This is a genomic window from Candidatus Eisenbacteria bacterium, assembly GCA_035712145.1.
GTDB lineage: Bacteria > Eisenbacteria > RBG-16-71-46 > RBG-16-71-46 > RBG-16-71-46 > DASTBI01.
Genome location: DASTBI010000065.1, coordinates 1 through 25,557, shown reverse-complemented (window position 1 = coordinate 25,557; position 25,557 = coordinate 1). Strand labels below are relative to the sequence as shown.

The 25,557-nt window shown below is 67.9% G+C and carries 21 protein-coding genes; 20 read left to right on the top strand and 1 reads right to left on the bottom strand.

Features of this window, described 5'->3' with window-relative positions:
* From VFQ05_03885 to VFQ05_03870, 4 genes are all read left to right on the top strand, one after another.
* The gene (locus VFQ05_03885) at positions 1–495 is read left to right on the top strand and encodes a biotin/lipoyl-containing protein (protein ID HET9325890.1); all 495 of its coding nucleotides are present in this window, start codon (positions 1–3) and stop codon (positions 493–495) included.
* A gap of 8 nt (positions 496–503) precedes the next feature.
* On the top strand, positions 504–1,568 hold the full coding sequence (locus tag VFQ05_03880; GenBank protein ID HET9325889.1) for an AI-2E family transporter: 1,065 nt from the start codon (positions 504–506) through the stop codon (positions 1,566–1,568).
* A gap of 267 nt (positions 1,569–1,835) precedes the next feature.
* A complete protein-coding gene (locus tag VFQ05_03875) occupies positions 1,836–2,903 on the top strand; it encodes a PhoH family protein (GenBank protein ID HET9325888.1) in 1,068 nt (355 codons plus the stop codon).
* 27 nt (positions 2,904–2,930) lie between these two features.
* Positions 2,931–5,156, top strand: coding sequence for an HDIG domain-containing protein (locus tag VFQ05_03870; protein HET9325887.1), 2,226 nt, complete (start codon positions 2,931–2,933; stop codon positions 5,154–5,156).
* 10 nt (positions 5,157–5,166) lie between these two features.
* Here the strand turns inward: VFQ05_03870 and VFQ05_03865 are convergent, their stop codons facing one another.
* A complete protein-coding gene (locus VFQ05_03865; protein ID HET9325886.1) occupies positions 5,167–5,997 on the bottom strand; it encodes a class I SAM-dependent methyltransferase in 831 nt (276 codons plus the stop codon).
* 219 nt (positions 5,998–6,216) lie between these two features.
* On the opposite strand from VFQ05_03865, the gene VFQ05_03860 reads away from it, so the two are divergent.
* From VFQ05_03860 to pyrF, 16 genes are all read left to right on the top strand, one after another.
* Entirely contained in the window at positions 6,217–6,984 is a 768-nt protein-coding gene (locus VFQ05_03860) for an energy transducer TonB (protein ID HET9325885.1), read from the top strand.
* A 23-nt stretch (positions 6,985–7,007) separates the two neighbouring features.
* The gene (locus VFQ05_03855) at positions 7,008–7,862 is read left to right on the top strand and encodes an energy transducer TonB (protein ID HET9325884.1); all 855 of its coding nucleotides are present in this window, start codon (positions 7,008–7,010) and stop codon (positions 7,860–7,862) included.
* A 47-nt stretch (positions 7,863–7,909) separates the two neighbouring features.
* A complete protein-coding gene (gene ybeY, locus VFQ05_03850; GenBank protein ID HET9325883.1) occupies positions 7,910–8,323 on the top strand; it encodes an rRNA maturation RNase YbeY in 414 nt (137 codons plus the stop codon).
* 53 nt (positions 8,324–8,376) lie between these two features.
* Positions 8,377–9,051: a DUF502 domain-containing protein gene (locus tag VFQ05_03845; GenBank protein HET9325882.1), complete on the top strand. Its 675-nt coding sequence runs from the start codon at positions 8,377–8,379 to the stop codon at positions 9,049–9,051.
* The gene (gene recO, locus VFQ05_03840) at positions 9,032–9,820 is read left to right on the top strand and encodes a DNA repair protein RecO (protein ID HET9325881.1); all 789 of its coding nucleotides are present in this window, start codon (positions 9,032–9,034) and stop codon (positions 9,818–9,820) included. The genes VFQ05_03845 and recO overlap by 20 nt, the downstream gene beginning before the upstream one ends.
* A gap of 23 nt (positions 9,821–9,843) precedes the next feature.
* Positions 9,844–10,743, top strand: a complete 900-nt coding sequence (locus tag VFQ05_03835) for a glycine--tRNA ligase subunit alpha (protein HET9325880.1) — start codon at positions 9,844–9,846, stop codon at positions 10,741–10,743.
* Positions 10,740–12,989 carry a glycine--tRNA ligase subunit beta gene (glyS, locus tag VFQ05_03830; GenBank protein HET9325879.1) on the top strand — a complete coding sequence of 750 codons (2,250 nt, stop codon included), beginning with the start codon at positions 10,740–10,742 and terminating at the stop codon, positions 12,987–12,989. Before VFQ05_03835 ends, glyS begins: the two co-directional genes overlap by 4 nt.
* Before the next feature lie 40 nt (positions 12,990–13,029).
* Complete coding sequence (gene pyrR / locus VFQ05_03825) at positions 13,030–13,578, top strand: bifunctional pyr operon transcriptional regulator/uracil phosphoribosyltransferase PyrR (GenBank protein ID HET9325878.1); 549 nt, start codon at positions 13,030–13,032, stop codon at positions 13,576–13,578.
* A 128-nt stretch (positions 13,579–13,706) separates the two neighbouring features.
* Positions 13,707–14,705 (top strand): aspartate carbamoyltransferase catalytic subunit, encoded by a 999-nt coding sequence (locus VFQ05_03820; protein ID HET9325877.1) that lies wholly within the window; start codon positions 13,707–13,709, stop codon positions 14,703–14,705.
* Positions 14,702–16,000: a dihydroorotase gene (locus VFQ05_03815; GenBank protein ID HET9325876.1), complete on the top strand. Its 1,299-nt coding sequence runs from the start codon at positions 14,702–14,704 to the stop codon at positions 15,998–16,000. Before VFQ05_03820 ends, VFQ05_03815 begins: the two co-directional genes overlap by 4 nt.
* Positions 15,997–17,199, top strand: coding sequence for a glutamine-hydrolyzing carbamoyl-phosphate synthase small subunit (carA, locus tag VFQ05_03810; protein ID HET9325875.1), 1,203 nt, complete (start codon positions 15,997–15,999; stop codon positions 17,197–17,199). Before VFQ05_03815 ends, carA begins: the two co-directional genes overlap by 4 nt.
* A 94-nt stretch (positions 17,200–17,293) precedes the next feature.
* A complete protein-coding gene (gene carB / locus VFQ05_03805; GenBank protein HET9325874.1) occupies positions 17,294–20,506 on the top strand; it encodes a carbamoyl-phosphate synthase large subunit in 3,213 nt (1,070 codons plus the stop codon).
* Positions 20,503–22,233: a tetratricopeptide repeat protein gene (locus VFQ05_03800; protein ID HET9325873.1), complete on the top strand. Its 1,731-nt coding sequence runs from the start codon at positions 20,503–20,505 to the stop codon at positions 22,231–22,233. The genes carB and VFQ05_03800 overlap by 4 nt, the downstream gene beginning before the upstream one ends.
* The gene (locus VFQ05_03795) at positions 22,233–23,138 is read left to right on the top strand and encodes a hypothetical protein (protein ID HET9325872.1); all 906 of its coding nucleotides are present in this window, start codon (positions 22,233–22,235) and stop codon (positions 23,136–23,138) included. Before VFQ05_03800 ends, VFQ05_03795 begins: the two co-directional genes overlap by 1 nt.
* Positions 23,138–24,139: a dihydroorotate dehydrogenase gene (locus tag VFQ05_03790; GenBank protein ID HET9325871.1), complete on the top strand. Its 1,002-nt coding sequence runs from the start codon at positions 23,138–23,140 to the stop codon at positions 24,137–24,139. The genes VFQ05_03795 and VFQ05_03790 overlap by 1 nt, the downstream gene beginning before the upstream one ends.
* A complete protein-coding gene (gene pyrF, locus VFQ05_03785) occupies positions 24,139–24,879 on the top strand; it encodes an orotidine-5'-phosphate decarboxylase (GenBank protein HET9325870.1) in 741 nt (246 codons plus the stop codon). Before VFQ05_03790 ends, pyrF begins: the two co-directional genes overlap by 1 nt.
* The last annotated feature ends 678 nt before the right edge of the window (positions 24,880–25,557 follow it).

Here is a 25,557-nt window from a genome sequence, read left to right as displayed (position 1 = left end):
ATGAAATCCGCCTGGCTCGACGGACCGCGCGTGCGCCAGGTGGAGCTCGTTCCGCTCGGCGACGGACGGTACCGCGTGACCGTGGATCAGAGCACCTTCGACGTCGGCGTCGAGGTCCTCGAGGAGGGACGGCTCCGACTGACGAACGAGCAGGGCGCATGGGTCATCGAGGTGACGCGCGGCGATCGGCGCCGCTTCGTCCGAGTGGGCCGCTCCGATTTCGTGCTCGAGCGCGCGGACGTCGCGCGCGCCTCGCGCTCGCGGGCGAACGAAGACCGCCTCGAGTCGCCGATGCCCGGGGTGGTGACCAAAGTGCTGGTCGCCGAGGGCGAGGACGTCCGAAAGGGCCAGGCCCTGCTGGCGGTCGAGGCCATGAAGATGGAGCACTTGATCCGGGCCCCGCGCGACGGCCGGGTATCCCAGGTCCGCGCTCGGGCGGGCGAGATGGTGAACGGCGGCGTTCCTCTCGTCGAGCTCGCGGCGGTGGAAAGCTGAGCGCGCCGATGCCGCGCCAAGGCACCTCGGAAGACGCGGGACGCACGGCCTTGCTGGTGGTGGCGGGAATGGTCGCGGTCGCGCTGATGTGGATGCTGCGCAGCATCGTCATGATGGTGGTGTTCGCCACGCTGCTCGCCTATGCGCTCGACCCTCTGGTCGCCCGGGTCACGCGCATCCCTCTGCCGCGCGGTGCGCGGATCCCGCAGCCCGCCGCCGCGGGGCTGGTGATGGCGGCCCTGGTCGCCGTCACCATCTGGGCCACGGTGGTCATCACGCCGCAGCTCCTGAGCGAGGCGGCGTCGCTCTTCACGGGTCTTCCGGAGCGCCTGCAGACGCTGATGGCCCAGTTCGGGCAGATCGCCGCCGACGCGGGTTACGGTGGTGCGGTGGGGCCGACGATGGACCATCTGCAGGATGCGCTGCCGCAGCTCCAGACCTGGCTCATCGGCTGGCTCGGGCGGATGTTCAGCAACGTCGTCCAGCTCGCCGGCGCGCTGGTGATTCCGCTGCTGGCCTTCTATCTCCTCGCCGAGCGCGGCGCCGTGCGCGCGAGCCTCCTGCGCTTCGTGCCCGTCGATGCTCACGTCCAGCTCGAGAAAGCAGGCCGCGCCATCGACCGTGCGCTCGCGAGCTACGTGCGCGGTCAGGCGATCGTCTGCCTCGTCTCGGGGACGGTCATGACGATGGCGCTCACCGCGATCGGCATCTCGCACGCGCTGCTGCTCGGGTTCCTGGTCGCGGTCGCCGAGATCCTTCCCTTCGTCGGATTCTGGATAGCCGCCGTGGCGATCGGTCTGGTCGGCCTTGGCGAAGGACCGGGCCGCGCCGCTCTTGCGCTCGGAGCCTACGCGGTGAGCAACGGGCTGATTGCCCTGCTGGTGACGCCGCGTGTGATGGGACGCCACCTCAAGATGCATCCCTTCGTGGTGACGGTCAGCGTGCTGGCGGGAGGGGAGCTGCTGGGACCTCCCGGCGTCCTGCTCGCGCTCCCGCTGGCGGCGATCGCTCAGTCGCTGGTCCAGACCTTCACCGCGGCCGCTCCTCGCGAGTCCCGACGGGGTGCGGCTTAGCGGCTCCAGAAACTCTGTGATGGAACCGATAATCCGGGCAGCCGCGATTGACCGGCCCCCGGACGCATGCTAGCGTCCAGGCGGTTCGGCGACGCGGCCCTCGGCACCTTGCCGGGGGACAAACCGGACGCTGTAAGTGACTGGACCTCAAAGGATTGTTAGACGGCTCCGAAACTACATCGTCGGTCTCTCTGACTCTTGACCAGGTCCCTTCCGGGGCCGGATCGGTCAAGAGTTTCGTGCTTTTCAGGACCCGAGGTTCTATCGGTGAACATCAAGAAACTTCCCATCGAGCATCTCGATCCGGTCGCGCTGCTGGGCCGTAACGACGCCAATCTCCGCCAGATCGAGCGGGAGGTGCCGGTACGCATCACGCTCCGGGACGGAACCATCACCGTCTCCGGCGAAGAGGACGCGGTCGGCACCGCGGCCCGCGCTCTGAAGGAGCTGGTGGAGCTGGCCGAGCGCGGCAAGGTCGTGGAAGAGGCGGACGTCGCGACCGCTCTGGGTCGCCGCAATGGACAGGCGTCCCGGCTGGCCGACGCCTATGAAGGGGCGCCGGGATTCACCTTCGACCGCAAGACCGTGCGGGCTCGCACGCCGAGGCAGGCGGAATACCTCAAGGCGATGGAAGAGCACGAGATCGTGTTCTCGATCGGTCCGGCGGGCACCGGAAAGACTTACCTGGCGGTGGCCGCAGCGGCCCACGCACTCCGCCACAAGAAGGTGGACCGCATCATCCTGGTGCGTCCCGCGGTCGAGGCCGGCGAGAGCCTGGGCTTCCTGCCGGGCGACATGCAGGAGAAGGTCGATCCTTATCTGCGTCCGATGTACGACGCGCTGGCGGACATGATGTCGTACGACCGCATGCGGCGCTACATCGAGCTGGGCGTCATCGAGATCGCGCCACTCGCCTTCATGCGCGGGCGTACGTTGCACAGCTCGTTCGTGATCATGGACGAAGCCCAGAACACGACGGTGCGTCAGATGAAGATGTTTCTCACGCGCCTGGGCGTGAACTCGCGCGCCGTGATCACCGGAGACATCACCCAGATCGATCTCAAGGATCCCGATCACTCGGGACTCGTGAGGATCCAATCCATCCTCGGCTCGGTCGCCGACATCAGGTTCATCTACTTCCATCCCGAGGACGTCGTCCGTCACCGCCTGGTGCGCGACATCATCCGCGCGTTCGATGCCTACCACGCGCGCCAGAACGGGAAACAGGAAGATGGCGTGGGCGAAAGCCTCGACCCCGAAGCCGAGGCCGAAGCCCCGCTGCCTGCGGCGGAAGCCTCGGGCGAGAGCGCGTCGACCGAAGACGCGTCTCGCTGATTCGAACGCACCACGCATAGAGGTCCAATGACGGTTCAGGAGGGACCCTCGGTCGTTCCGTTACCGGGTCGCCCGCGCACGTTGCGCTGGCGTTTCCATGGCGTTCGCGTGCTGCTCGTGCTGGCGCTGCTGGCGGTGGCCGCGAGCATCCCGGGAAGCGGCCGGATCCGAGACAAGTACCGCTACAACGCGGGTGACATCGCCCGCGAGCGCGTGGTCGCACCCTTCGACTTCCGCGTCCAGAAGGAAGAGGGCGAGCTGCGGCGGCAGCAGCAGCAGGCCGCCGCCGCCGTCCCCCCGGTCATGGTCGTGGACAGCCGCATCTCCACCGAGACGCTGACTCGGTATGCCACCTTCCAGGAGAGGGTCCTGGAGACGGTGTCGGAGACGGAGATTCCGTCCGCCGAGCGGGCGCGCCAGCTCAAGGGCCTCGGCGTGCCGCTCTCCGATGACGCGGCGCAGGCCCTGGCGGTTCCGGCCCGCGCGCGCCGGGCGCTGCGCGAGCTCGGGGCGGTGCTGAACGAGATCTACAGAGCCGGAGTGGTCGCCGAGAAGCGGAACGATCTTCTGCTCGGCTACCGCAACGTCACCGTCCGCGAGGGCGATGTCGAGACTCCACGTTCCGCGAGCATCCTGTACGACCGTCACGAAGTGGTCGCCCGCATCGACGAGCGTGCGCGCGCCACGTTCCCCGGTGATCCGGCGGGGGTTCGCCTCCTGGGCGAGATGGTGGGCCCTTTCATCGTGCCCAACGTCGTCTACGACCGGGCCGAGACGGATTACCGCCGCGTGCAGGCGCAGGGCGCCGTGCCGACGATGGTCGGCTTCGTCCAGAAGGACGAGCTGATCGTCGATGCCAATCAGAAGGTCGAGGGGAACGCGTTGCTGAAGCTGCGCTCGCTGCGCAATCTCGAGCTGGCGCGCCAGAACCGCTCCCAATTCCTCTACCCGCCGGTCGCCCGAATGCTGCTGATGCTGCTCTTCCTCGCGGTGTTCGGCAGCTACCTGCGCATGGAGCTGCCCGGCGTCTTCCGGGACAACGCCATGCTCGCGATGTTCACCCTGCTCACCGCGGTGGTGATGGGCATGGCTCAGCTCCTGGTCGGAACCTTCGGGCTCACGGAGTTCACGGTGCCGCTGGCACTGGCGCCGCTGGTGGCCGCCTCGCTGATGGAGAAGCGCCCGGCCCTGGTGTTCACGTTGCTGCTCGCCGGCGCCACCGTCACCGTGGTGGAGCTGCGCAGCACGTTCATTCCGGTCGCGGTCATGGGTGGCGTCACCGCGGTCTACTCGGTTTCACGCCTGCGCCATCGCTGGCACTTCGCGCTGGCGCTCTTCACCATCGCGCTCGCCAATCTGGCCGCCATCCTGGCGTGGGATCTGGGCCGTGTGACGTCGCCCCAGCTGCTCGCGCGCGACGCGCTGTGGGGAGGGCTGAGCGCGTTCCTCTCGGTGTCGCTGGCTTTCATGCTGCTGCCCCTGGTCGAGCACCTGTTCGGACTCACGTCCGACATCACGCTGCTCGAGCTCTCGGATCTCAACCGCCCGCTGCTCAAGCGTCTCCAGCTCGAGGCCCCGGGCACCTATCACCACAGCATGATCGTGGGAAGCCTGGCCGAGGCGGCGGCGGAAGCGACCGGCGCCAACTCGCTGCTGGCTCGCGTGTGTGCCTACTACCACGACATCGGCAAGCTCTCGAAGCCCGAGTACTACGCGGAGAACGAGCCGGCCTTCGCGCGCAGCCGCCACGAGCGGCTCACGCCGAGCATGAGCACGCTGGTGGTGAAGTCCCACATCACCGAAGGTCTCGAGATGGCGCGCAAGGACCGGCTGCCGAGCGCCGTCCAGAACGCGATCCCGGAACACCACGGCACGATGGTGATGGCCTTCTTCTATCACAAGGCGCTCGAGCAGGATCCGATGGCGCGGCGTGAGGACTTCTGCTATCCAGGGCCGAAGCCGCGCTCCAAAGAAACGGCCATACTCATGCTGGCGGACGGCGTCGAAGGCGCCTCGCGCGCGCTCGAGGAGCCGACCCCGAGCCGCATCCGCGGACTGGTGACGCGGATCATCCAGGAGCGCGTCCAGGACGGCCAGCTCGACGAGTGCGGTCTCACGCTCTCCGAGCTGGCGAAGATCCGCGAGGCCTTCATTCCGGTGCTGACCGCGATCTTCCACGTGCGCGCGCCGTATCCCGAGGATCCGCGCCGGCGCCAGAGAGCGGACGCCGACCTGCGTCGCGAGTCGACGTAGGCTTACACACCTAGATCCGCCGGGCCACGATCTCCAGCACCGTCGGCAGCACCTGACAGGTGTGCGGCTCCGCACAGGCGGCGAGGATCTTCTGCTCCATCTCGCGGCCACGCTCGCGGGTGAGCTTGCCGAGTGCTATGAGCCGCCGCAGACCCGAGCCGATGAACGCCATCGGCCAGCGCCAAGCGAAATCACCTGGGCGGACCACGTCGATGATCGGCTCGAGGTGAAGGATCTCGAAGCCCTGGGTCTCGAGCCAGCGCGGCAGGTCCATGCCGATGTCGGGCTCGCCTCCGCTGTCACGCCAGCTTTCCTCGACCAGCTCCACGAACGCCTCGTGCTCGCGACAGCGCGGCGCGATGCGCCAGGTCTTGTAGTGGACGTATTCGTGCAGCGCCAGCGTCCCGCCGGGCCGAAGTGCTTTGTGCACCGCGCTCACCAGCTCGCGCGGATGGCGCACGAACGAGAAGACCCAGCGGATCCATGCTCCGTGGGCGTCGACGAGCGGGAGCTTGCCTTCGTCGAGGTCGCGCTCGTGGATCTCGATGTGCTCGATGCCGTGGACGCGGGCGCGAGCCTCGAGCGTGTCGAGAAAACGCCGCGAGCGGTCGACGGCGACGACGCGCCCCTCGCGCCCCACGATCTCCGCCAGGTCGATCGAGGCATAGCCGGGACCGCAGCCCACATCGAGCAGCGTCTGTCCGACATCGAAGCCGGCCCGGCGCCATGCTGCCGTGGCGCGCGGCCGCCACACCCGATGCTGGAGGCCGAGACGCTGAATCTCCTCGTCGTGAGTCCCCAGGACGTAGTCGCGATCGCCTTCGCGGATCTCCGTGCTCATGGGCTGCACAGTGCCTGTAGGACGCCTCATACGCCACCGAAAACCAGCCGCCGAATTTCATGGAAGCAGGACTTGGCGAGTCCTTGATGGCCGTATACTGATGCCATGCGGTGGCTGCTCCTGGGGTGTGCACTTCTCCTGATGGCGGGTGAGAGCGCGGCGAAGTGCTCTCCACCGGCACACCTGCTGCAAGCGATCCGAAGCTCGGAGCGGGTCAGCGTGCTTCGTCTGTCAGCCACTCCGAGCGGTCGGATCAGCCCGCTGGACACATCCAGCTTCCTGGGCTTCGAAGTGCTCGAGTCCATGGAGCTTCCGGGCGAGGGAGCGAAGCGGGTCGCGCACGCATTGGGACAGGCCGAGTCCTACGGCTGCGCGGACGAGCTCGGTGAGGCGGATGCGGCGCTGCCGGACGTCCAGATCGGCTACGAGTTCTCCTCAGCAAGCGAGCGAGTCCGCCTCGTGCTCTTTGCACCCGACCAGGGAGTGGAGATGGAGCTCGCGAACGGTCTGGGCGCTCGAGTCGTTCTCTCGGCCAAAGGCGACCATGCATGGTGGGAGGCGATGAGGCCATTGCTCCGTCCCGGACTCCAGCGCTCCGATTTCTACACTTTCATGAGCCCTCCGGACGGTGCGTTTCCCGGGCTGGACCCGCTCGATCGCGGACCGGACACGAATCTCGAGCTTCCACTCGTGCCGGTGACACGAGTGCCCCCCGAGTATTCGGCGACAGGGGTGTTGCGCGTACGAGCCCTGGTTGGTCCTGACGGCCGAGTGCACCGAGCGGAAGTCAGCAACGGATTCGCAATGTTCTATGACGCGGCCAGGGCCACGGACGCGGCGAGGGCCGCGGTCCTCCAGTGGCAATTCCGACCGCCGCTCAAGGACGGCAAGGTGGTGTGGGCCTGGACCAGCGTCACGGTGGATTTCCATGGCCCAGCCCGCGATCTACCCTGGGAGATCGACGCTCCAACATGGGAAGCCGAGTAGAACGCCAGATCCCCACGGGAATCATGCCGCTCCTGCTTGTTCTGGTCGGGATGCTGGCGGGACTCGCTGCGGCCACCGCCACACCGGCCGCCGAAGGACACGCCAAGGCTCCCTTCGAGCCGCTGCGCAAGCGTCTGCTCGAGGCCAAGCAGGCCGTGGTGAGCTCGGCGTGCGGATCGGCGATCTCGCCGTGGGCCTACCGCGGGGAGAGGGGCAAGGCCCTCACCCTCCAGGCCTACCGGAAAGGCGAGACCGATGCCCGCTGGGCGAGCCGCTTCGCGGACGCGCTCATGCGCGCCGCCGACTGGGATACGGTCGAGAAGTTTCGCGGGCGGAGCAAGCCTTGCAACGAGACCCACCAGGTCCCGCTCTTCATCGTCTCGTTTCAGGGCAGCGGACCCCAGACCTGGGCGCTGCTCAGCTTCGAGACCCGATCGGCGCAGCTCTTTCTCGCCGATCGGCCTCTGGGGACGATTCACTTCGAAGATCGAGCAGACACCTTGTTCGCGCTCCTTCAGCGCGCCCTGCCCAACGATTCGTTGGTCGCGGCGATGCGCACGCCCCCGGTCACGCGTCCGAGCACCGATGAATCCATTCGTCTCATCGTCGGGATCGACTCGCTGCCGGTCGTCCTCCAGAAGGTGCCCCCGAAATATCCGCAACAGGCCGTCGCTTCCGAGGTCGAGGGCGTGGTGGAGATCAACGCACTGGTCGGTGCCGACGGGACGGTGAAGGACGCCTTCGTGCGCCATTCGCGAGCGATGCTGGACGATGCCGCGCTGGAGGCGGTGTGGCAGTGGCGGTTCCGTCCCGCGCTTTCCAAGGGACAGGCGTACGCCGTGTGGATCGCCGTTCCGGTCCGGTTCAGACTGCACTGACCATGCCGAACACAGGCCGTCGCGGGATTGCGCGCCTCGGACCTCCGTTGCGGGCGATCATCCGCGCCACCCTGGCTGCCGAAGGCGCGCGCGCCGGCGAGATCGGCATTCGACTCACCGACGACGCCGAGCTGCGCGCGCTCAACCGGCAGTGGCGAGGGATCGATCGGGCGACCGACGTGCTCTCTTTTCCATATTCAGGGGAGGACGATGGCCGGGTTTCCGGAGACCTCGTGATCTCGATGGACCGCGCGGTCGCTCAGGCGCGGCGCTACCGGGTGAGCGTGGGACGCGAGCTGGCGCGACTCACGATCCACGGCACGCTTCATCTCGCGGGGCATGACCATCACCAGCCCGGCGAGCGCGTCAGGATGCGGCGCGCCGAGGCGCGGGCGATGCGTGCGGCGCGCGCCGGAATCCTGGCTCTCGACGCGGCGTGGAGTCGGACTCTGACAAGTTGACCTCTCCCTGCGCATCGGGGATTCTGCGGCGCTAAGCCCAACCCCAAGAGCCCATGACCGCCCAAGACCCGACGCGTGTCGGCCCGAGCTTCGCGGGCCGCCTTCGCAACTACCTCATCACCGGCCTGCTCGTCCTGGCCCCCACGGCCGTGACCTTCTGGGTCTTCTTTCGCATGCTCAACTGGGTCGACAACCTGCTCGGCCAGTACTTCCGGTTCGCCGCGCTCGACTACCACCGCATTCCAGGGATCGGCCTGGTCGCGACGCTGCTCCTGCTCACCATCGTGGGAGCGCTCGCCAGCTGGCTCGGGTCGAAGTCGCTGTTCGTGGTGTGGGATGGAATGCTCAGCCGGATTCCGGGACTCGGCATCCTCTACGGTTCGACCAAATCGCTCGGCGAGGCCTTCCTCAGTCGCCGCAAGGATGCGTTCCGTCAGGTGGTGCTCATCCAGTGGCCGCATCCGGGCATGTGGCGCGTCGGCTTCCTGACCGGCCCCGCGACGGCGGCGATGCGCGCGCGCTTCGACGAAGACGTCGAAGTCGTGTTCGTGCCGCACACCCCCAACCCCGCTTCGGGATTCGTCCACTACGTCCCGAAGTCGTCGGTCATGTATCTCGACTGGCCGGTCGAGGACGGATTGCGGGTCGTGGTCTCCGGCGGCGTGGTCCAGCCTGCCGAAGCTCCTCCCGTGGCCGCGAAAGCTCCCGATGGCGCTCGCGCGGTGTGAGGGCGTGGTCCTCAAGACGTACGCGCTGGGAGAGACCAGCCGCATCGTCGTGGCCTACACGCGTGAGCATGGACTGGTGAAGATGGTGGCCAAGGGCGCGCGCAAGTCGCCGAGCCGCTTCGGCGTCGCGCTCGAGCCGCTGTCACGCTCGCGATTCGTGCTCTATCTGAAGCCGGATCGAGATCTGCAGCTGCTGTCGCAGGGCGACACGCTGCGCGCCTGGGGAAGCGAGCTGGCCGACCTCTCGCGTCTCGCGCACGCGCAGGCCGCGGTGGAGCTGATCGATCGCCTGGTCTGGGGCGAAGAGCCGCACGAGGCGCTGTTCGATCTGCTGCTCAAGGCCATCGAGTCCGTGTCGGTGGCGCCGATCGGCTCGCTCTCCGCCGTGACGCTGGCCTTCGAGCTGCAGGTCGCGAGCCTGCTCGGCTATCGTCCGCGGTTCGATGCCTGCGTCACCTGCGGCGGAGAGATCTCGTCGCGACGCGTGTTCTCGCCGGCCCGCGGGGGAATGCTGTGCGACCGGTGCGCCGCCGCGGAAGCCGGCGCCATCCTGCTCTCCGCCGACGCGCTCGCCGGGCTCACGCTGCTCCTTTCGCGCCCGGTGGCGGAAGCCGGCGAGTACCTCGAGCTCAAGCGGGTTGGAGAGATCCACAAGGTGGTCGAGGCGTTCTTGCGCCACCACTTCCAGCGCTTCGATGGTCTGCGCTCGCTCGAGATCCTGCGCTCACTGGATCCGTTGGCCGCGGGGAGGACGCCGTGTCCCAACTGAAGCCCGAACGCTCGCTCCAGGAGATGATGCTCGCGCTCGAGACCTACTGGGCGAGCCGCGGGTGCGTGATCCAGCAGCCGTATCCTTCGGAGGTAGGCGCCGGCACCTTCAATCCCGCGACGTTCCTGCGCTCGCTCGGACCGGAGCCGTGGCGGGTGGCGTACGTCGAGCCGTCGCGCCGCCCCAAGGACGGTCGCTATGGCGAGAACCCTCATCGCTTCCAGCAGTTCTACCAGTACCAGGTGCTGCTCAAGCCGTCGCCCCCCGATGTGGTCGCCCAGTACTTCGCATCGCTCGAGGCGCTCGGCATCGACCCGCGGCGTCACGACCTGAGGCTCTCGGAAGACGACTGGGAGTCGCCCACGCTCGGCGCAGCCGGGCTGGGATGGCAGGTGCTGATGGACGGCACCGAGATCTCGCAATTCACCTACTTCCAGCAGATCGGCGGCATCGAGGTGGTCCTGGTGTCCGCGGAGCTGACGTACGGGCTCGACCGCATCGGAATGATGCTGCAGGGCAAGGATCGCGTGCAGGACCTGGTGTGGGCGCCGGGGGTGACGTGGGGCGATCTGTGGATGCAGAACGAGAAGGAGTTCTCGCGCTACAACTTCGAGGAAGCGGACGTCGCGGCGCACTTCGAGATGTTCAAGGTCTGGGAGAGGGAAGCGCTGCGACTGCTCGATCTCGGACTCGTGATGCCCGGTTACGACGCGGTCATCAAGTGCTCGCACCTGTTCAACGTGCTCGACGCGCGCGGCGCGATCTCGGTGAGTGAGCGCGTGGGCTACATCGGGCGGGTCCGAAAGCTGGCTCGCCGCGCGGCACAGTCGTATCTCGAGCAGCGCTCAGCACTCGGCTTCCCGATGCTGACCGACGAGTCCGAGCGCGCGAAATGGATCCAGCCCGCCGAGGCCAAGACGTGAGCCCGGCGAAGAAGCCCGCGACTACGGCGCGGTCCAAGGCGCCCGGTGCGCCTCGCGGCACCGCCAAGCCGGCGAGGCTCGCGCGCTCATCGGGCGTGACCAGCGACGCCGGCGAGCTGCTCTACGAGATCGGTGTCGAGGAGCTGCCGACGCCGTACATCTTGCCCGCGCTCGAGCAGCTCGAGCGCGGCGCTCGCGCGGGCCTCGCGGAGCTGCGGCTCACCGCGGAGTCGATCGAGACCTGGGCGACTCCGCGGAGGCTCACGCTCCACGTTCGTGGACTCGCCGCGCGTCAGACCGACGTCGACGAGGAAGTCATGGGTCCTGCGGTGCGCGTGGCCTACGACGCGGATGGGAACCCCACCCGCGCCCTGCTCGGATTCTGCCAGGGACGAGGCGTCGATCCGTCGCAGGTGCGGCGTGTCGAGACCCCGAAGGGCGAATACGTCGCCGTCACGCTGCACCACCGCGGACGGCCGGCGGCCGAGGTGCTGCCGGCTCTCCTCGCGCGACTCTCCACCGGCCTCCAATTCCCGAAGTCGATGCGATGGATCACGGGCGACGACACGCGATTCGCGCGCCCGGTGCGTTGGCTGCTGGCGCTCCTCGGGGACCAGGTGCTGCCGGTCTCCGCGTTCGGACTCCAGGCCGGGGGGAGATCGCAGGGACATCGCTTCCTCCATGGCCGCGAGGTCGAAGTGCCGAGCGCCGCGCAATACCTCGAGGCTCTCGAAGCGGCGAAAGTCATCGCCGATCACCGCGCCCGCTCCATGCGGCTCGAGGCGCAGCTCGCCGTCGCCGCGCGCGAGGCCGGTGGCCGGGTGGTCGCCGATCCGGATCTGGTCGAGATCAACAACTTCATGGTCGAGTGGCCGACGGTCGTGGCCGGGACATTCGATGCGCGCTCTCTCGACCTGCCGCGCGAGGTCATCGTGACCGCGCTGCGCGAGCACCAGCGGTTCTTCGCCGTCGAAGACGCCGGCGGCCGCCTGCTTCCCGCCTTCCTGCTGGTGCGGAACGGCGACACCCGTGGGCTCGAAGTGGTGCGCAAGGGAGGGGAGGACGTGCTGGCCGCGCGTCTGGCCGATGCTCGCTTCTACTGGGAGACCGATCTCCGGCATCCGCCCGCGGAGCAGGTGGACGCGCTGTCGCGCGTGGTGTGGATGGAAGGACTCGGAACGCTGCGCGACAAGGCGGCGAGGCTCGAAGGACTGGCTGGCTGGCTCGCGGGGAGGCTTACGCCTTCGGCCGAGACGACGGCGCGCCGAGCCGCGCTCCTGTGCAAGACCGACCTGCTCTCCGAGATGATCGGCAGCGGCAAGGAGTACGCGAGCCTCGAGGGCATCATCGGCGCCTACTACGCGCGAAGGGCCGGCGAGCCTGAAGCGGTAGCCGCGGCGATCGGCGAGCACTACCGCCCGCGCGGAGCATCGGATCAGCTTCCGCTGACCGACGCCGGAACGGCGCTCGCGCTCGCCGACAAGCTCGACCACGTGGCCGGGGCGTTCGTGGCCGGCAAGGTGCCGAGCGGGAGCGAGGACCCTTACGGCGTGCGCCGCGCGGGGAATGGCGTGGTCCGCATCCTGATGGAGTCCTCACGCCATCTCGACCTGCGCGAAGCGAGCATGGAGATGACGCGAGCGTTCTTCGCCAAAGGCGCGGACCTCCCGCAGGCGGCGATCATGAAGAAGCTGGGCGAGTTCTGGCGCGGGCGCGTCGAGGCCGCGCTCGAAGAGCGCGGAATTCCCTACGACATCCGCGAGGCGGCGCTCGAGGCGCAGATCATCATGAACGGCGCGGAGCGATCGCGGCCGGGATGGATCGATCCCACCGACTGTCTGCTGCGAGCTCAGGTCCTCAAGGCATTCCGTGAAGACCCGCGCTTCGAGCCGCTCGTGATCCTGTTCCGAAGAGTCGGGAACATCCTCAAGGCCGGGAGTGAACCGTTGCCCGGAACCCTGGAACGGGAGCGGCTGAGTGAAGCGCCCGAGCGAGCGCTCGCCGCGGCCTTCGATCAGGCGCAGCGCTCCACCGGCTCACTCTGGGATCGTCGCGCCTACACGGACATCCTGCCCGTGCTGCTCGACATGGAGAGGGCCATTCATGAGTTCTTCGACGGTGTGATGGTCAACGTGGACGATGCGCCGACTCGGCTGAACCGCCTGCGGCTCCTCTCCGACGTGCATGCTCTGTTCATGCGCGGCTGGGACCTCTCGCGGGTCGTCGTCGAAGGCGAGAAGCGATAAAGTGCTCCACACGAGGAGGCCCGAGCTGGAGGAGAAAACGATGACGCTGAAGGAGAAGGCCGAGATCATCGACGCCGAGGGGCTGCGCCGAATCATCATCCGGATCGCCCACGAGATCGTCGAGCGCAACCACGGCCTGGAGGATCTCGTCCTCGTCGGCATCCGCCGTCGCGGGGTCCCGCTGGCGGCGCGGATCGCGGGCAAGATCGAGGAATTCGAGGGTAGCCCTCCGGTGCAGGGAAGCCTCGACATCACGCTCTATCGCGACGATCTCACCACCGTGTCCCATCAGCCGGTGGTCGGGAACAACGAGGCGCTGCCCGACGTGAACGGCAAGGTGGTGGTCCTGGTCGACGACGTCCTCTATACCGGCCGGACGGTGCGGGCGGCGCTCGACGCGATCATCGACTTCGGGCGTCCGCGCTCCATCCAGCTCGCCGTGGTGGTGGACCGAGGGCATCGCGAGTTGCCGATCCGCGCCGACTACGTGGGCAAGAACGTCCCGACCTCGCGGCGCGAGGTGATCAGCGTGAAGCTCGCCGAGCTCGACGGTGTCGACAGCGTGGTCATCAACGAGCTGGCCGACTGAAGTTCCGTGGTCGGCGAACGCGCGGAGCCTTGAACCCCGGTCCCGGATCGGATAGATTCCTCCTTCGACCACGTCGTGCCAGGACATCCTTTAACGCCGCCCTGTGAGGTGGCAAAGGGGAGGTCGAAATGCCCGCCACCATTGTGTCTGCCCCGGCGCCCACCGGCGCGGGGGTTTTTTCACGCCCTGCCTCGTCCCGCCATCTCCTAGGACTCGAAGGCATTAGCAGGGCTGACCTGACCGACATCCTCGAGCGGGCTCAGCGTTTCCGGGACCTGCTGGACGGAGCCGGAATTCAGAGCCAGGAGCTTCGGGGTGTCACGGTCTGCAACGCCTTCTTCGAGAACTCCACGCGGACGAGAGTTTCTTTCGAGCTCGCGGAGCAGCGCCTCGGAGCGACCCACGTCTCGTTCTCCCCTTCCGACTCCTCGACCGCCAAAGGGGAGACCCTGCTCGACACGCTGCGCGTGGTGCAGTCGATGCGCGTGGATCTCGTGGTGGTTCGCCATCCCTCGGCCGGGGTGGCGGCCTACCTGGCCCGTCATCTCGACTCTGCCGGCGTGATCAACGCAGGCGACGGCCCCCACGAGCATCCCACTCAGGGACTCCTGGACCTGCTCACGCTTCGCCAGGCGTGGAAGGGGCAGTTCGAGGGCCGCCGCATCGCGATCGTGGGGGACATTGCCCATTCTCGCGTCGCACGCTCGGCCATCCATGGCCTCAAGGCCTTGGGCACGACGGTGACGGTGGCCGGTCCCGGCACGCTGATCCCGGCGGGGCTGGAGGCGCTGGGTGTCCATTGGGCAGAGACGGTGGACGAGGCGATGCGCGGCGCCGACGCGGTCATGGCACTGCGACTTCAGCGCGAGCGCATGGAGCAAGGCCTGCTGGCATCGACCTCCGAGTACGCGCGAGTCTGGGGCATCAACGCCCGGCGGGTCGATCTGCTCAAGCCCGGTGGCGTGGTCATGCATCCTGGGCCGATGAACCGGGGCGTCGAGATCGCTCCCGACGTCGCCGACGGTCCGCGATCGGTCATCTTCCAGCAGGTGACGGACGGGGTGGCGGTGCGCTGTGCGGTGCTCCTGCGCTGCGCCGCCGCTCGCGCGCGCGAGGTGCGCCCATGACCGCCCGGCAGGTGGTGCGGAATGCTCGTCACTGGAAGACGGGTGAGCCCTTCGAGCTCGCGGTGGAGGGCGGGCGCGTGGTTGCTTCCGGCGGACCCGGCGCCGCCGGCTCGGGAAAGAACGACGTGGATGCCGCGGGTGCCTGGCTGAGCCCTGGGCTCGTCGATCTGCACGTCCATCTGCGCGAGCCCGGAGGCGAAGGTCGGGAGACCATCGAGACCGGCACTCGCGCGGCGTCCGCCGGTGGATTCACGGCGGTGGCCTGCATGCCCAACACCCATCCGGTGATCGACAACCAGGCTTGGGTGGCCTGGGTGCTCCAGCGCGCGACCCAGGTCGGACACTGCAGAGTCCATCCGATCGCGGCGGTGACGATGGGACAGAAGGGCGAGCAGCTCGCCGAGCTGATCGCGCTGGCCGAGGCCGGAGCCGTGGCTTTCTCGGACGACGGACACCCCGTGATGTCGGCGGAGGTGATGCGGCGGGCGCTCGAGTACGCCAAGCCCACCGGCCGGCCGATCGTCTGCCACGAGGAAGACCTCACGCTGCGCGGTCACGGCCACATGAACGAAGGCCCGGTCGCGGCCCGGTTGGGGCTCGGTGGCATCCCCGCGGCCGCCGAAGTGGTGATGGTGCGGCGGGACATCGAGCTCGCCGAGCTGACTGGCGGGCGCGTCCATCTGGCGCACCTTTCGGCCAGCGGTTCCTTCGAAGCGCTGCGCGACGCGAAGCGGCGCGGTCTCCCGGTGACCGGCGAGACCTGCCCTCATTACTGGACGCTCACCGAGGACGCCACGGCGGAGTACGACACCCACGCCAAGATGAATCCGCCGCTGCGGTCGGCGCGGGATCGCGCCGCGGTGATCGAGGCGATTCGCGAAGGCATCGTCGACTGCTTCGTGACCGACCATGCGCCACACACGTTCGAGGACAAGCGTCAGCCGTTCGACCTGGCGCCTTTTGGCATCGTTGGGCTCGAGACCGCGCTCGCTCTCACGATCACGTTCCTGGTGAAGCCCGGCCATCTGACGCTGGCACGCGCGCTCGAGCTCTGGACCGACGCGCCGCGACGGCTTTTCGAGCTCCCCGCGGTGACGCTCGAGCCCGGCTCGCCGGCGGACTTCACTCTGCTCGACCCCGAGCACGAGTGGACGGTGGACGCCTCCCGCTTCCGTTCCAAGGGCCGCAACACGCCGTTCGATGGTTGGAAAGTGAACGGGAAAGTCCTCGCCACATGGTGCGGAGGCGAGATCACCCACATGGAGGAGTCCTGGATGGAGGCGCCCGCCCGGTGATCCGTCGCCCCCCCGCGATTCTGGCTCTCGAAGACGGACGGGTCTTCCAAGGCGAGTCCTTTGGCGCGCCGGTGGAGACGACAGGCGAAGTGGTCTTCAACACCGCGATGTCCGGCTATCAGGAAATCATGAGCGATCCGTCCTACTGCGGACAGATCGTCACCTTCACCTATCCGCTGATCGGCAACTACGGAGTCAACGCCGAGGACTGGGAGAGCGATCGCTTCCGCGCGCAGGCCATGGTGTGCCGCGAGGTCTGCGAATGGCCGAGCAACTGGCGCTCGACGGGCCGGCTCGACGATCTGCTGGCAGACAAGAACGTGCCAGGGATCTGCGGCATCGACACGCGCGCGCTCACCCGCCACTTGCGCGACCGCGGCGTGATGCGGGGGTGTCTCTCGGCGGTCGACCTGGATCCTGCGTCCTTGGTCGACAAGGCACGCGCGGCGCCACGCATGGAGGGTCTGGCGCTCGCCGACCTCGTGACCTGCGGCGAGGCGTACTGGTGGAACGAGACAGGTCCCGGCGATGCGGCCGATTCGGCGGATCGCGACCAGCCGTTGGCCGTGGTCTACGACTTCGGGGTCAAGTACAACATCCTGCGCCGCCTGAGAGCCGAAGGCTTTCGCGTCCGCGTGGTTCCGGCCCGCACGCCGGCGCGCGACGTGCTGGCCCTCGAGCCGCAGGGCGTCGTGCTCTCGAACGGTCCCGGGGATCCTGAGCCTCTCGACTTCGCGATCGCGGCCGCCCGCGAGGTGGCGCACGTGGTGCCCACACTCGGCATCTGTCTGGGTCACCAGCTGCTGGGGCTCGCGTTCGGAGGACGCACCGGCAAGCTCAAGTTCGGACACCGCGGCGCGAATCATCCGGTGATCGACCGGCGCACGGGCGTGGTCGAGGTGACCTCCCAGAATCATGGCTTCTTCGTCGATCACCAGTCGCTGCCCGCGGGCGAGTTCGAGCTCACCCATGTGAGCGGCAACGACCAGACGCTCGAGGGCATGATCCATCGCCGGCTCCCGGTGCTCTCCTGCCAGTACCATCCGGAGGCCAGTCCCGGGCCCCACGACTCGCGTCCCTGGTTCCGCGCGTTTCGCCAGGCGATCGGCACGAAGCGCCCGGTGGCCGAAGCGCCAGAGGCGCCACAGCCGGTCCAGGCCGGAGCGCAGCCGGCGTCCGCGGGCCAGCCGCGGCGATGACGGGCGTCTTCATCGGATCCACGCTGCTTCGCGGAGTGGTGCTCGGTCTCTCGATCGCCGCCCCCGTGCTCTCGCTTCGAGGGGAGGTTTCCTGATGCCGGTGCGTTCCGATCTGAAGAAGGTGATGGTGATCGGGGCGGGTCCGATCGTGATCGGCCAAGCCTGCGAGTTCGATTACTCGGGCACGCAAGGCTGCCGCGCGCTCAAGTCGCTGGGGATCGAGGTCGTGCTGCTCAATTCGAATCCCGCCACCATCATGACCGACCCGGAGTTCGCCGATCGCACCTACATCGAGCCCCTCCTCCCCGAGATTGCCGAGCGCATCCTGGAGCGCGAGAAGCCCGACGCATTGCTGCCGACGCTCGGCGGACAAACCGGGCTCAACCTGGCAGTCCAGCTCGCGCGTCGTGGCGCGCTCGAGCGCCACGGCGTCCAGCTGATCGGCGCGTCGCTCGAGGCGATCGAAACCGCGGAGGATCGGGAGCGCTTCAAGATCGCGATGGAGAGCGCCGGGCTCAAGCTGCCGCGCAGCGGCTACGTCGGGAACGTCGCCGAGGCGGTGGCGCTCGGTGAGTCGCTCGGCTACCCGCTGGTCATCCGCTCCTCGTTCACGCTCGGGGGCCAGGGCTCGGGTGTGGTGCACAACATGCGTCAGCTGCGCGAGGTCGCGCGTCTGGCGCTGTCGCAGAGCGGCTCCGGCAAGATCCTGATCGAAGAATGCCTGCTGGCTTGGAAGGAGTTCGAGCTCGAGGTCATGCGGGATCGCGCGGACAACTGCGTGATCGTGTGCTCGATCGAGAACTTCGATCCGATGGGCATTCACACTGGCGACAGCATCACCGTGGCTCCCGCCCAGACGCTGACCGACCGCTGCTACCAGGAGATGCGGGACGCCGCGCTACGGGTGATGCGCACCATCAAAGTCGAAGCCGGCGGCTCCAACATCCAGTTCGCGGTGCATCCGAAGACCGGCGAGATGCGGGTCATCGAGATGAACCCGCGCGTGTCGAGGTCCTCCGCGCTGGCGAGCAAGGCCACCGGGTTCCCGATCGCCAAGATCGCCACGCTGCTCGCCGCGGGCCTCACGCTGGACGAGATCCCCAACGACATCACGAAGAAGACGCCGGCTTGCTTCGAGCCCTCGCTCGACTACTGCGTGGTCAAGATCCCGCGCTGGGCGTTCGAGAAGTTCCGCGCCGCCGATCCGCGGCTCGGCACGCGCATGAAGTCGGTGGGCGAAGTGATGGCCATCGGCCGCACGTTCCCTGAAGCGCTCCTCAAGGGGTGGCGCGCGCTCGAGAATCAAACGGACGTCCTGCCCGACGGGGCGTCGATCGCGGAGCTCGCGTCGCTGCGCGAGACGCTGCCCATCCCGCAGGCTGACCGGTTGCGGGACCTGTTCCGCGCGCTCGCCGGGGGCGAGCCACCCGAAGGGCTGTCCAGGCTGACCGGGATCGACCCGTGGTTCCTCCATCAGATGAAGCGCATCGTCGACATGGATCGCGCGCTGATGGAACGCGTGAAGCGCGATCCCGAGGCGCCGTGGCGCGAAGCCATGATCCGGGACGCCAAACGCATGGGCCTTTCCGACCGGCATCTGGCGCAACGTCTCGGTCTCACCGAGCAGGATGTGCGCAAGCGCCGGCTGGCCTACGGCATCAAGCCGGTCATGAAGGCAGTGGACACCTGCGGAGCGGAATTCGAAGCGGTGACGCCTTACTTCTACTCGACCTACGAAGAGGAGAGCGAAGTGCCCGAGTCGACGCGCCCGCGCGTCGTGATCCTGGGCAGCGGGCCCAATCGCATCGGCCAGGGTCTGGAATTCGACTACTGCTGCGTGCAGGCGGCGCTCGAGCTCAAGGAGCGAGGCTTCGACGTCCTGCTCATCAATTCGAACCCCGAGACGGTGAGCACCGACTACGACGTCTCGAGCCGGCTCTACTTCGAGCCGCTCACGGCGGAGGACGTGCTGAACGTCATCGATGCCGAGAAGCCGGTGGGGGTGATCGTTCAGCTCGGTGGCCAGACGCCGCTCAAGCTGGCGCGGGCGCTCCACGAGGCGGGCGTTCCGCTGTGGGGGACGCCCTTCGACGGGCTCGATCTAGCCGAGAACCGCGAGCGCTTTCGCGTGTTGATCGGCGAGCTCGGTCTGCGTCAACCGGAGAGCGCTTCCGCGACGTCGGCCGCCGAGGCCCTGCGTCAAGCGCAGACCCTCGGCTACCCCGTCCTGGTGCGTCCCTCCTACGTGCTGGGCGGCCGCGGCATGCGCGTGGTCTACGACGAGCAGGAACTGACGGAATGGCTCGAGCGCGAAGTGGTGATCGCCGCCGACGAGCCGGTGCTGATCGACAAGTTCCTGTCGGGCGCGCTCGAGGTCGACGTCGACGCGGTCGCGGATGGCGAGCGCGTCCTGGTCGGCGCCGTCATGGAGCACATCGAAGAGGCGGGGATCCATTCCGGAGACTCCACCTGCGTCATTCCGCCTTTCACGCTGGGCGAAGGCACGGTTCAGGAAGTGATCGACATCACCAAGACGCTCGCACAGGCGCTCGGAGTTCGCGGACTGATCAACGTGCAGCTCGCAGTGCGCGACGAGCAGGTCTACGTGCTCGAGGCCAATCCCCGCGCCTCGCGCACGGTCCCCTTCGTGAGCAAGGCCGTGGGCCTGTCGCTCGCGCGGCTCGCAGCCCGCGTCATGGCCGGGGAGAAGCTCGCCGACATCGCCCCCGAACTCGCCCCCGAGCCGACGCTGGTGAGCGTCAAGAAGCCGGTCCTGCCGTTCTCCCGCTTCCCGGGCGAGGACGCGGTGCTCGGGCCGGAAATGAAATCGACCGGTGAAGTCATGGGTCGCGACCTGGACTTCGGAAGGGCGCTGGCCAAGGCCCATCTTGGCTCCGGGGAACCGCTTCCGAGCCAGGGCCGGGTTTTCCTCAGCCTTCGGGACGACGACAAGAGGGCGATCACCTTTATGGCGAAGAAGCTGGTCGAGCTGGGGTATGAACTCATAGCCACCCGGGGCACGGCGCGCTTCCTGCGTCGCAATGGCGTGGAATGCAGCGAAGTGTTCAAAGTTCGTGAAGGCAGCCCGAACGCCGCTGATCTGATCGAGGCCGGCGAGATCCATCTGGTGATCAATACCCCGCTGGGGCGTTCCTCCAAATACGACGAGAAGGCGATCCGCGAGAGCGCGGTGACCTACGGGGTGCCCGTGATCACCACGGTGGCCGGTGCACTCGCCGCGGTTTCTGGACTCGAGGCGCTGAGCCGCGGCCCGCTCGAGGTGACATCGCTCCAGGAGATCGTGTGAGGGGACACCGCCGATTCGTTCAGGGTTGCGCGATCGTGCTGCTGGCCGCCGTCACGACCTCGTGCGCCTACTACAACACCTTCTATCTCGCGCGGAAGTATTACGACCGGGCGACGGCTGGCGCGCCCTACCTTGCGGACAAGCCCGACGGCTCGGCGGTGCCCAACTTCAACAAGTCGATCGAATACTCGAAGAAGTTGCTGGCGAGCTATCCGAAGTCGAAGTGGGTAGACGATGCCTATCTGCTATGGGCGCGCTCGCTGATCGGCAAGGACGACCCGATCCAGACCATGAACATGCTGAAGGACTTTCCCACGCGGTATCCGCAGAGCGGCCTCAAGGACGAGGCGCTCTTCTATCTCGGCGTCGGCGCGCGGCGCGCGCGCAAGCACACCGACGCGCTGGCCGCATTCGATGACTTCCTGAAGCAGAGTCCCAAGCACGAGCTCGCGCCTTACGCGCTGCTCGAGCGGTCCGCGCTCCTGCTCACGCTCGAGCGTCCCGCCGAGGCGGCGGCTTCGGCCGGTCAGGTGCTCGAGCGCTTCCCCAAGAGCAAGCTGGCCGATCGCGCACTGAAGATGCGCGCCGAAGCGCTGCTGGAGCAGGGGCAGGCCGAGCTGGCGCGCGCGGATTACCGGACGCTCGGTCTCCGGGCGGCGAATGACGAGGAACGATTCGGTTACCTGCTCAAGGAGGCGGATTGCCTCGAGGCGGCGCGGCGCTACGACGAAGAGCGCGCACTCCTGCAGGCCGCGGCCGGCCACGAGCAGAAGCCGAGCGCGCCTTCCGCCGTGGCCACGGGCTTCGCGCAATCGACGGCGAGCAACGAGCGCTGGGGCCGGCTCATGCTGCGGATCGGCGCCGTCGATCAGCTGGCGGGCCGCACCGACCGCGCGCTGCAGACATTCAAGGACGTGATCGAGCTCTTCCCGCGCACGGCCCTGGCGGCCGAGGGGCAGTATCGCATCGCGTACGCGTACGAGACGTCGATGGACGATTTCGAGCGAGCCCGCACCGAGTACGGCAAGGTGCAGACGCAGTCGTCATCTTCCCAGTACTGGGCGCAGGCTTCGCTCCGCCTGGCCAGCCTCGACCGGCTCGCTCAGTATCGAAAGGCCGGGGGTGACTCGGTGAGCAAGAAGGCGGAGGCCGGCTTCCTGCTCGCCGAGCAGTACCTCTTCCAGCTCGACAAGCCGGACCGCGCGATCGAGCAGTACCAGGCCGTCGCGCGGGAGTTCCCGGGCACCGAGCACGCGGCCAAGGCCTTGAACGCCGAAGCGTGGGTGCGGCGCAACAAGTTCCAGCAGAAGGCCGAGGCGGATTCCCTCCTGTGGGCGGTGGTGCGGAACTATCCCAAGACCGAAGCGCAGATGAATGCGCGTGATTATCTCGAGCGGTTCGGTCATGCCGTACCGTCCGACATGATCCAGCCTCCCGATCCACCGGCGATCGCCACCCGCGATTCGGTGACGCTCACGCAGCCGCCCGCGCAGGTGGACTCCATCGGGATCCGTCACCGGGCGTCCACCATGGACTCCTTGTTCCGATACGGCATGATTCGCGCGGGCGATGCGCCTCCATCGGTGGTGGCTCCGCAGGCCGCCCCGGTGACTCCCGTTCCGCCGCCACCCCCGCCGATCAGTCCCGCGCCCTCCGACACGCAACGCGTGGTCACGGACAGTCTGGCGGTCCCGCCGCCTCAGCCGGATTCGACCGGAAAGCGGTGATGAGCCGCGCACAGGCCGCCGCGAAGAAGCCACTCCGGTCGGGCTGGTCCCAGGTGGCCGCCGAAGTGGTGAGGCATCAGGACTACGGCGCCGGCCATCGGTGGCTCGATCTGGAGGTGCCGCGCACTTTCGGGCGTCCGGTCCCGGGCCAGTTCGTCCAGCTCCTGCTTCGTGCTCCCGCGCCGGTGCTGCTGCCGCGACCGATGAGCGTGGCGGCGGTCGGCGAGCGAGGGAATCGCCGCGTGCTGGGCTTCCTCTACGGGCCAGTGGGCAGCGGAACTCGCGCGCTCGCCCAGCATGCGGAAGGCGACCGGCTCGAAGTGCTGGGGCCGCTCGGCCAAGGGTATCCGCTCGAGACGCCGGGCACGCCGGTGCTGGTCGCGGGTGGCCGCGGCGTGGCGCCGTTGCTCTTCGCGGCCGAGGCGCTGGGCGCCGCCGGCCGGCGTTGTGAGTTCTTCTTCGGCGCTCGCAACAAGGCCGCGCTCGTCGGCCTCGAGGATGCGCATCGTCAGCTGGATCGTCACGGCGGACGTCTCCACCTGGCGACGGACGACGGCTCGAAGGGAATGCGGGGCACGGTCGTGGATCTCCTGGAGCGCGCCGCCGGCCGTCTGCCGCCGCCGCTCGTGATCCACGCCTGCGGCCCTCACGCCATGCTCGAAGCGGTCGGACTCTGGGCGATGCGGCGCGGTTCACCGGCATTCCTGGCCATGGAGTCGGTGATGGCGTGCGGAACCGGCGTGTGCCGGGGATGCCCGATGCCGCGAAGCCCGGAGGCCAAGGCTCGCTACCTCGAGACGCGCGGGGACGCGCCTTCGCTGCTCGGGAACGCGGAATATGCGATGTGCTGCACCGAAGGACCGGTATTCTCCGCCGGGGACCTCGACTGGGAGAGAGTGGACTGATGCCGCAGCCCAAATCACCGGAGCCAAGGAAGACGTCGGTCGATCTGTCGGTGCGGATCGGTCCCATGACGCTCGCCAATCCCGTGCTGACGGCTTCGGGCACGTTCGGATACGGAGACGAATACGCGCACGTGGTGGACGTCGCGGCGCTCGGTGGCGTGATCACCAAGACGGTCACGCTCGAGCCGCGCATCGGCAACGCTCCGGTCCGCATCGCCGAGACGCCGAGCGGCATGCTCAACTCGATCGGTCTCGAGAACGTCGGGCTCGCGCGCTTCATCTCCGAGAAGCTGCCCAAGCTCCGCAGCCTGGGCGCGACCGTGGTGGCATCGATCGGCGGCGAGACGCCGCACGAGCTCGAGCGCCTGCTCGATGCGCTGGGATCGGAGAAAGGCATCGCTGGCTTCGAGATCAACTTCTCGTGTCCCAACGTATCCAAGGGTGGCGCGCGCTACTGGGCGGTTCCGCGACGCCTGGAAAAGACGCTCGAGCGTCTGCGCCCGCTCACCCGCACGGCATTGATCGCCAAGCTCTCGCCCGACGTGACGTCGGTCGGCGACCTGGCGATCGCGTGCGAGCAGGGAGGCGCCGACGCGGTCACCGCCGTCAACACCTTCGTCGGCATGGCCATCGATCTCGAGCCGCTGCGGCCCAAGCTGAACCGAACGACCGGCGGCCTTTCGGGACCGGCGATCAAGCCGCTCGCGCTGGCGCGCTGCCACGAGGCGGCTCGCGCCGTCGGCATTCCGGTGATCGGCTCCGGAGGCATCATGAACGGCCGTGACGCGCTCGAATTCCTGGCCGTGGGCGCGAGCGCGGTGCAGGTCGGGACCCTCAGCTTCATTCGTCCGCGAGGCGCGTCCGAGGTGCTCGAGGAGATGGCCGCGTTCCTCTCGGCGCGCGGCGTCAAGCGCCTCCAGGATTGGCGTGGCGGACTCCTCGGTGACGGAGAGCCGGCGGCGCAGCGTCGCGAGGCCGGCGCGGGAAGGGGGAAGCACTGATGGAGACCATGGTCGAGAAAACGGTTCGCACCATTCCCGAGATCGCGATCGCCTTCGATGTCCCGAATCTCGATGAAGCGCTGGCCCTCGACCGCCGGCTCGGCGAGGGACCGGAGATCGCCAAGGTGGGGCTCGAGCTCTTCACCGCCGCGGGCCCGGACGTGGTGCGCGCGCTCAAAGATCGGGGACGGCGCGTATTCCTCGATCTCAAACTCCACGACATCCCGAACACCGTGCGCGGCGCCGCGGCCTCGGCGGCGCGGCTCGGCGCGGATCTGCTCACCGTCCACGCCATGGGAGGCCACCGCATGGTGGCGGCGGCCGTCCAGGGTGTGGGCGAGGGGGGCGGCTCGACGCGCGTGGTCGGGGTCACCGTGCTCACGAGCCTGGATGCCTTCCAGCTCCCGCCGGGATTCGAGCAGCCGTTTCACGCCATGATCGTCATCGCGCAGCTCGCGGATCTGGTGGAATCGGCGGGCGCTCACGGGATCGTGTGCGCCGCCTCGGACCTGCCGCCGGTCATGGGCTTCCGCCGCCGCCCGGTCTACGCCGTGACGCCGGGCATCCGACCGGCCGGCGCTGCCACCCACGATCAGGCTCGTGTCACCACCGTCGCCGAAGCGGTGGCGATGGGCTCGAGCCTTCTGGTGATGGGCCGCGCCATTACCTCCGCCAGCGATCCGCACGAAGCGCTCGAGATCGCGCGAGCCGAGCGCGACGAGGCCGCCAAGAAGCGCTGAAGCTCGACTCCGGCGGCTGATGGGAGCACATCTCGGGCTTGTTCGCGAACTCGCAGCGTTTCCACGGGCGGGCAGCTCGTTTTGCTCCTCGCGCGTCGATCGCAAACACGCTACTCCGCGCTCGTCGCAAAACGACATGCCCGCCCGCTTGTCGGTTCTTCAGTGTCCGCCTTACCAAACATCGGGTAAGTGCTCTTACCTCCCGACCAAGAACCAGTGCTTCGTCTGCGGTGATCTCTACTCGTCTCACCACTTGAGCAATGGTTCTTGGTGGTTGGCTAGATGCACGGGACCCAACTGGTGAGACGGGGATGACCGAAGAGCCAAGAAGCGTGTCGGGCAGTCGTTTTGCGACGAGCGCGGAGTAGCGTGTTTGCGATCGGAGCGCGAGGAGCAAAACGAGCTGCCCGACCGTAGAAACGCTCCGAATTCGCGAACACGCCCGAGACGAGCAGCTCCGACGCCAACGTGGCGAAGCAGCCACGTGCAGCGGCGGAATCGTGATCTGCTATCCTCCCTCGCCCCAATGAACCGCTCTCCATTCGCAGACGTCGAGCCCAAGTGGCAGGCCTACTGGGAGGAGCGAGGGACGTTCGTCACCCGCACCGATCCCGGCAAGCCCAAGTTCTACTGCCTCGACATGTTCCCGTATCCCTCGGGCTCGGGACTGCATGTCGG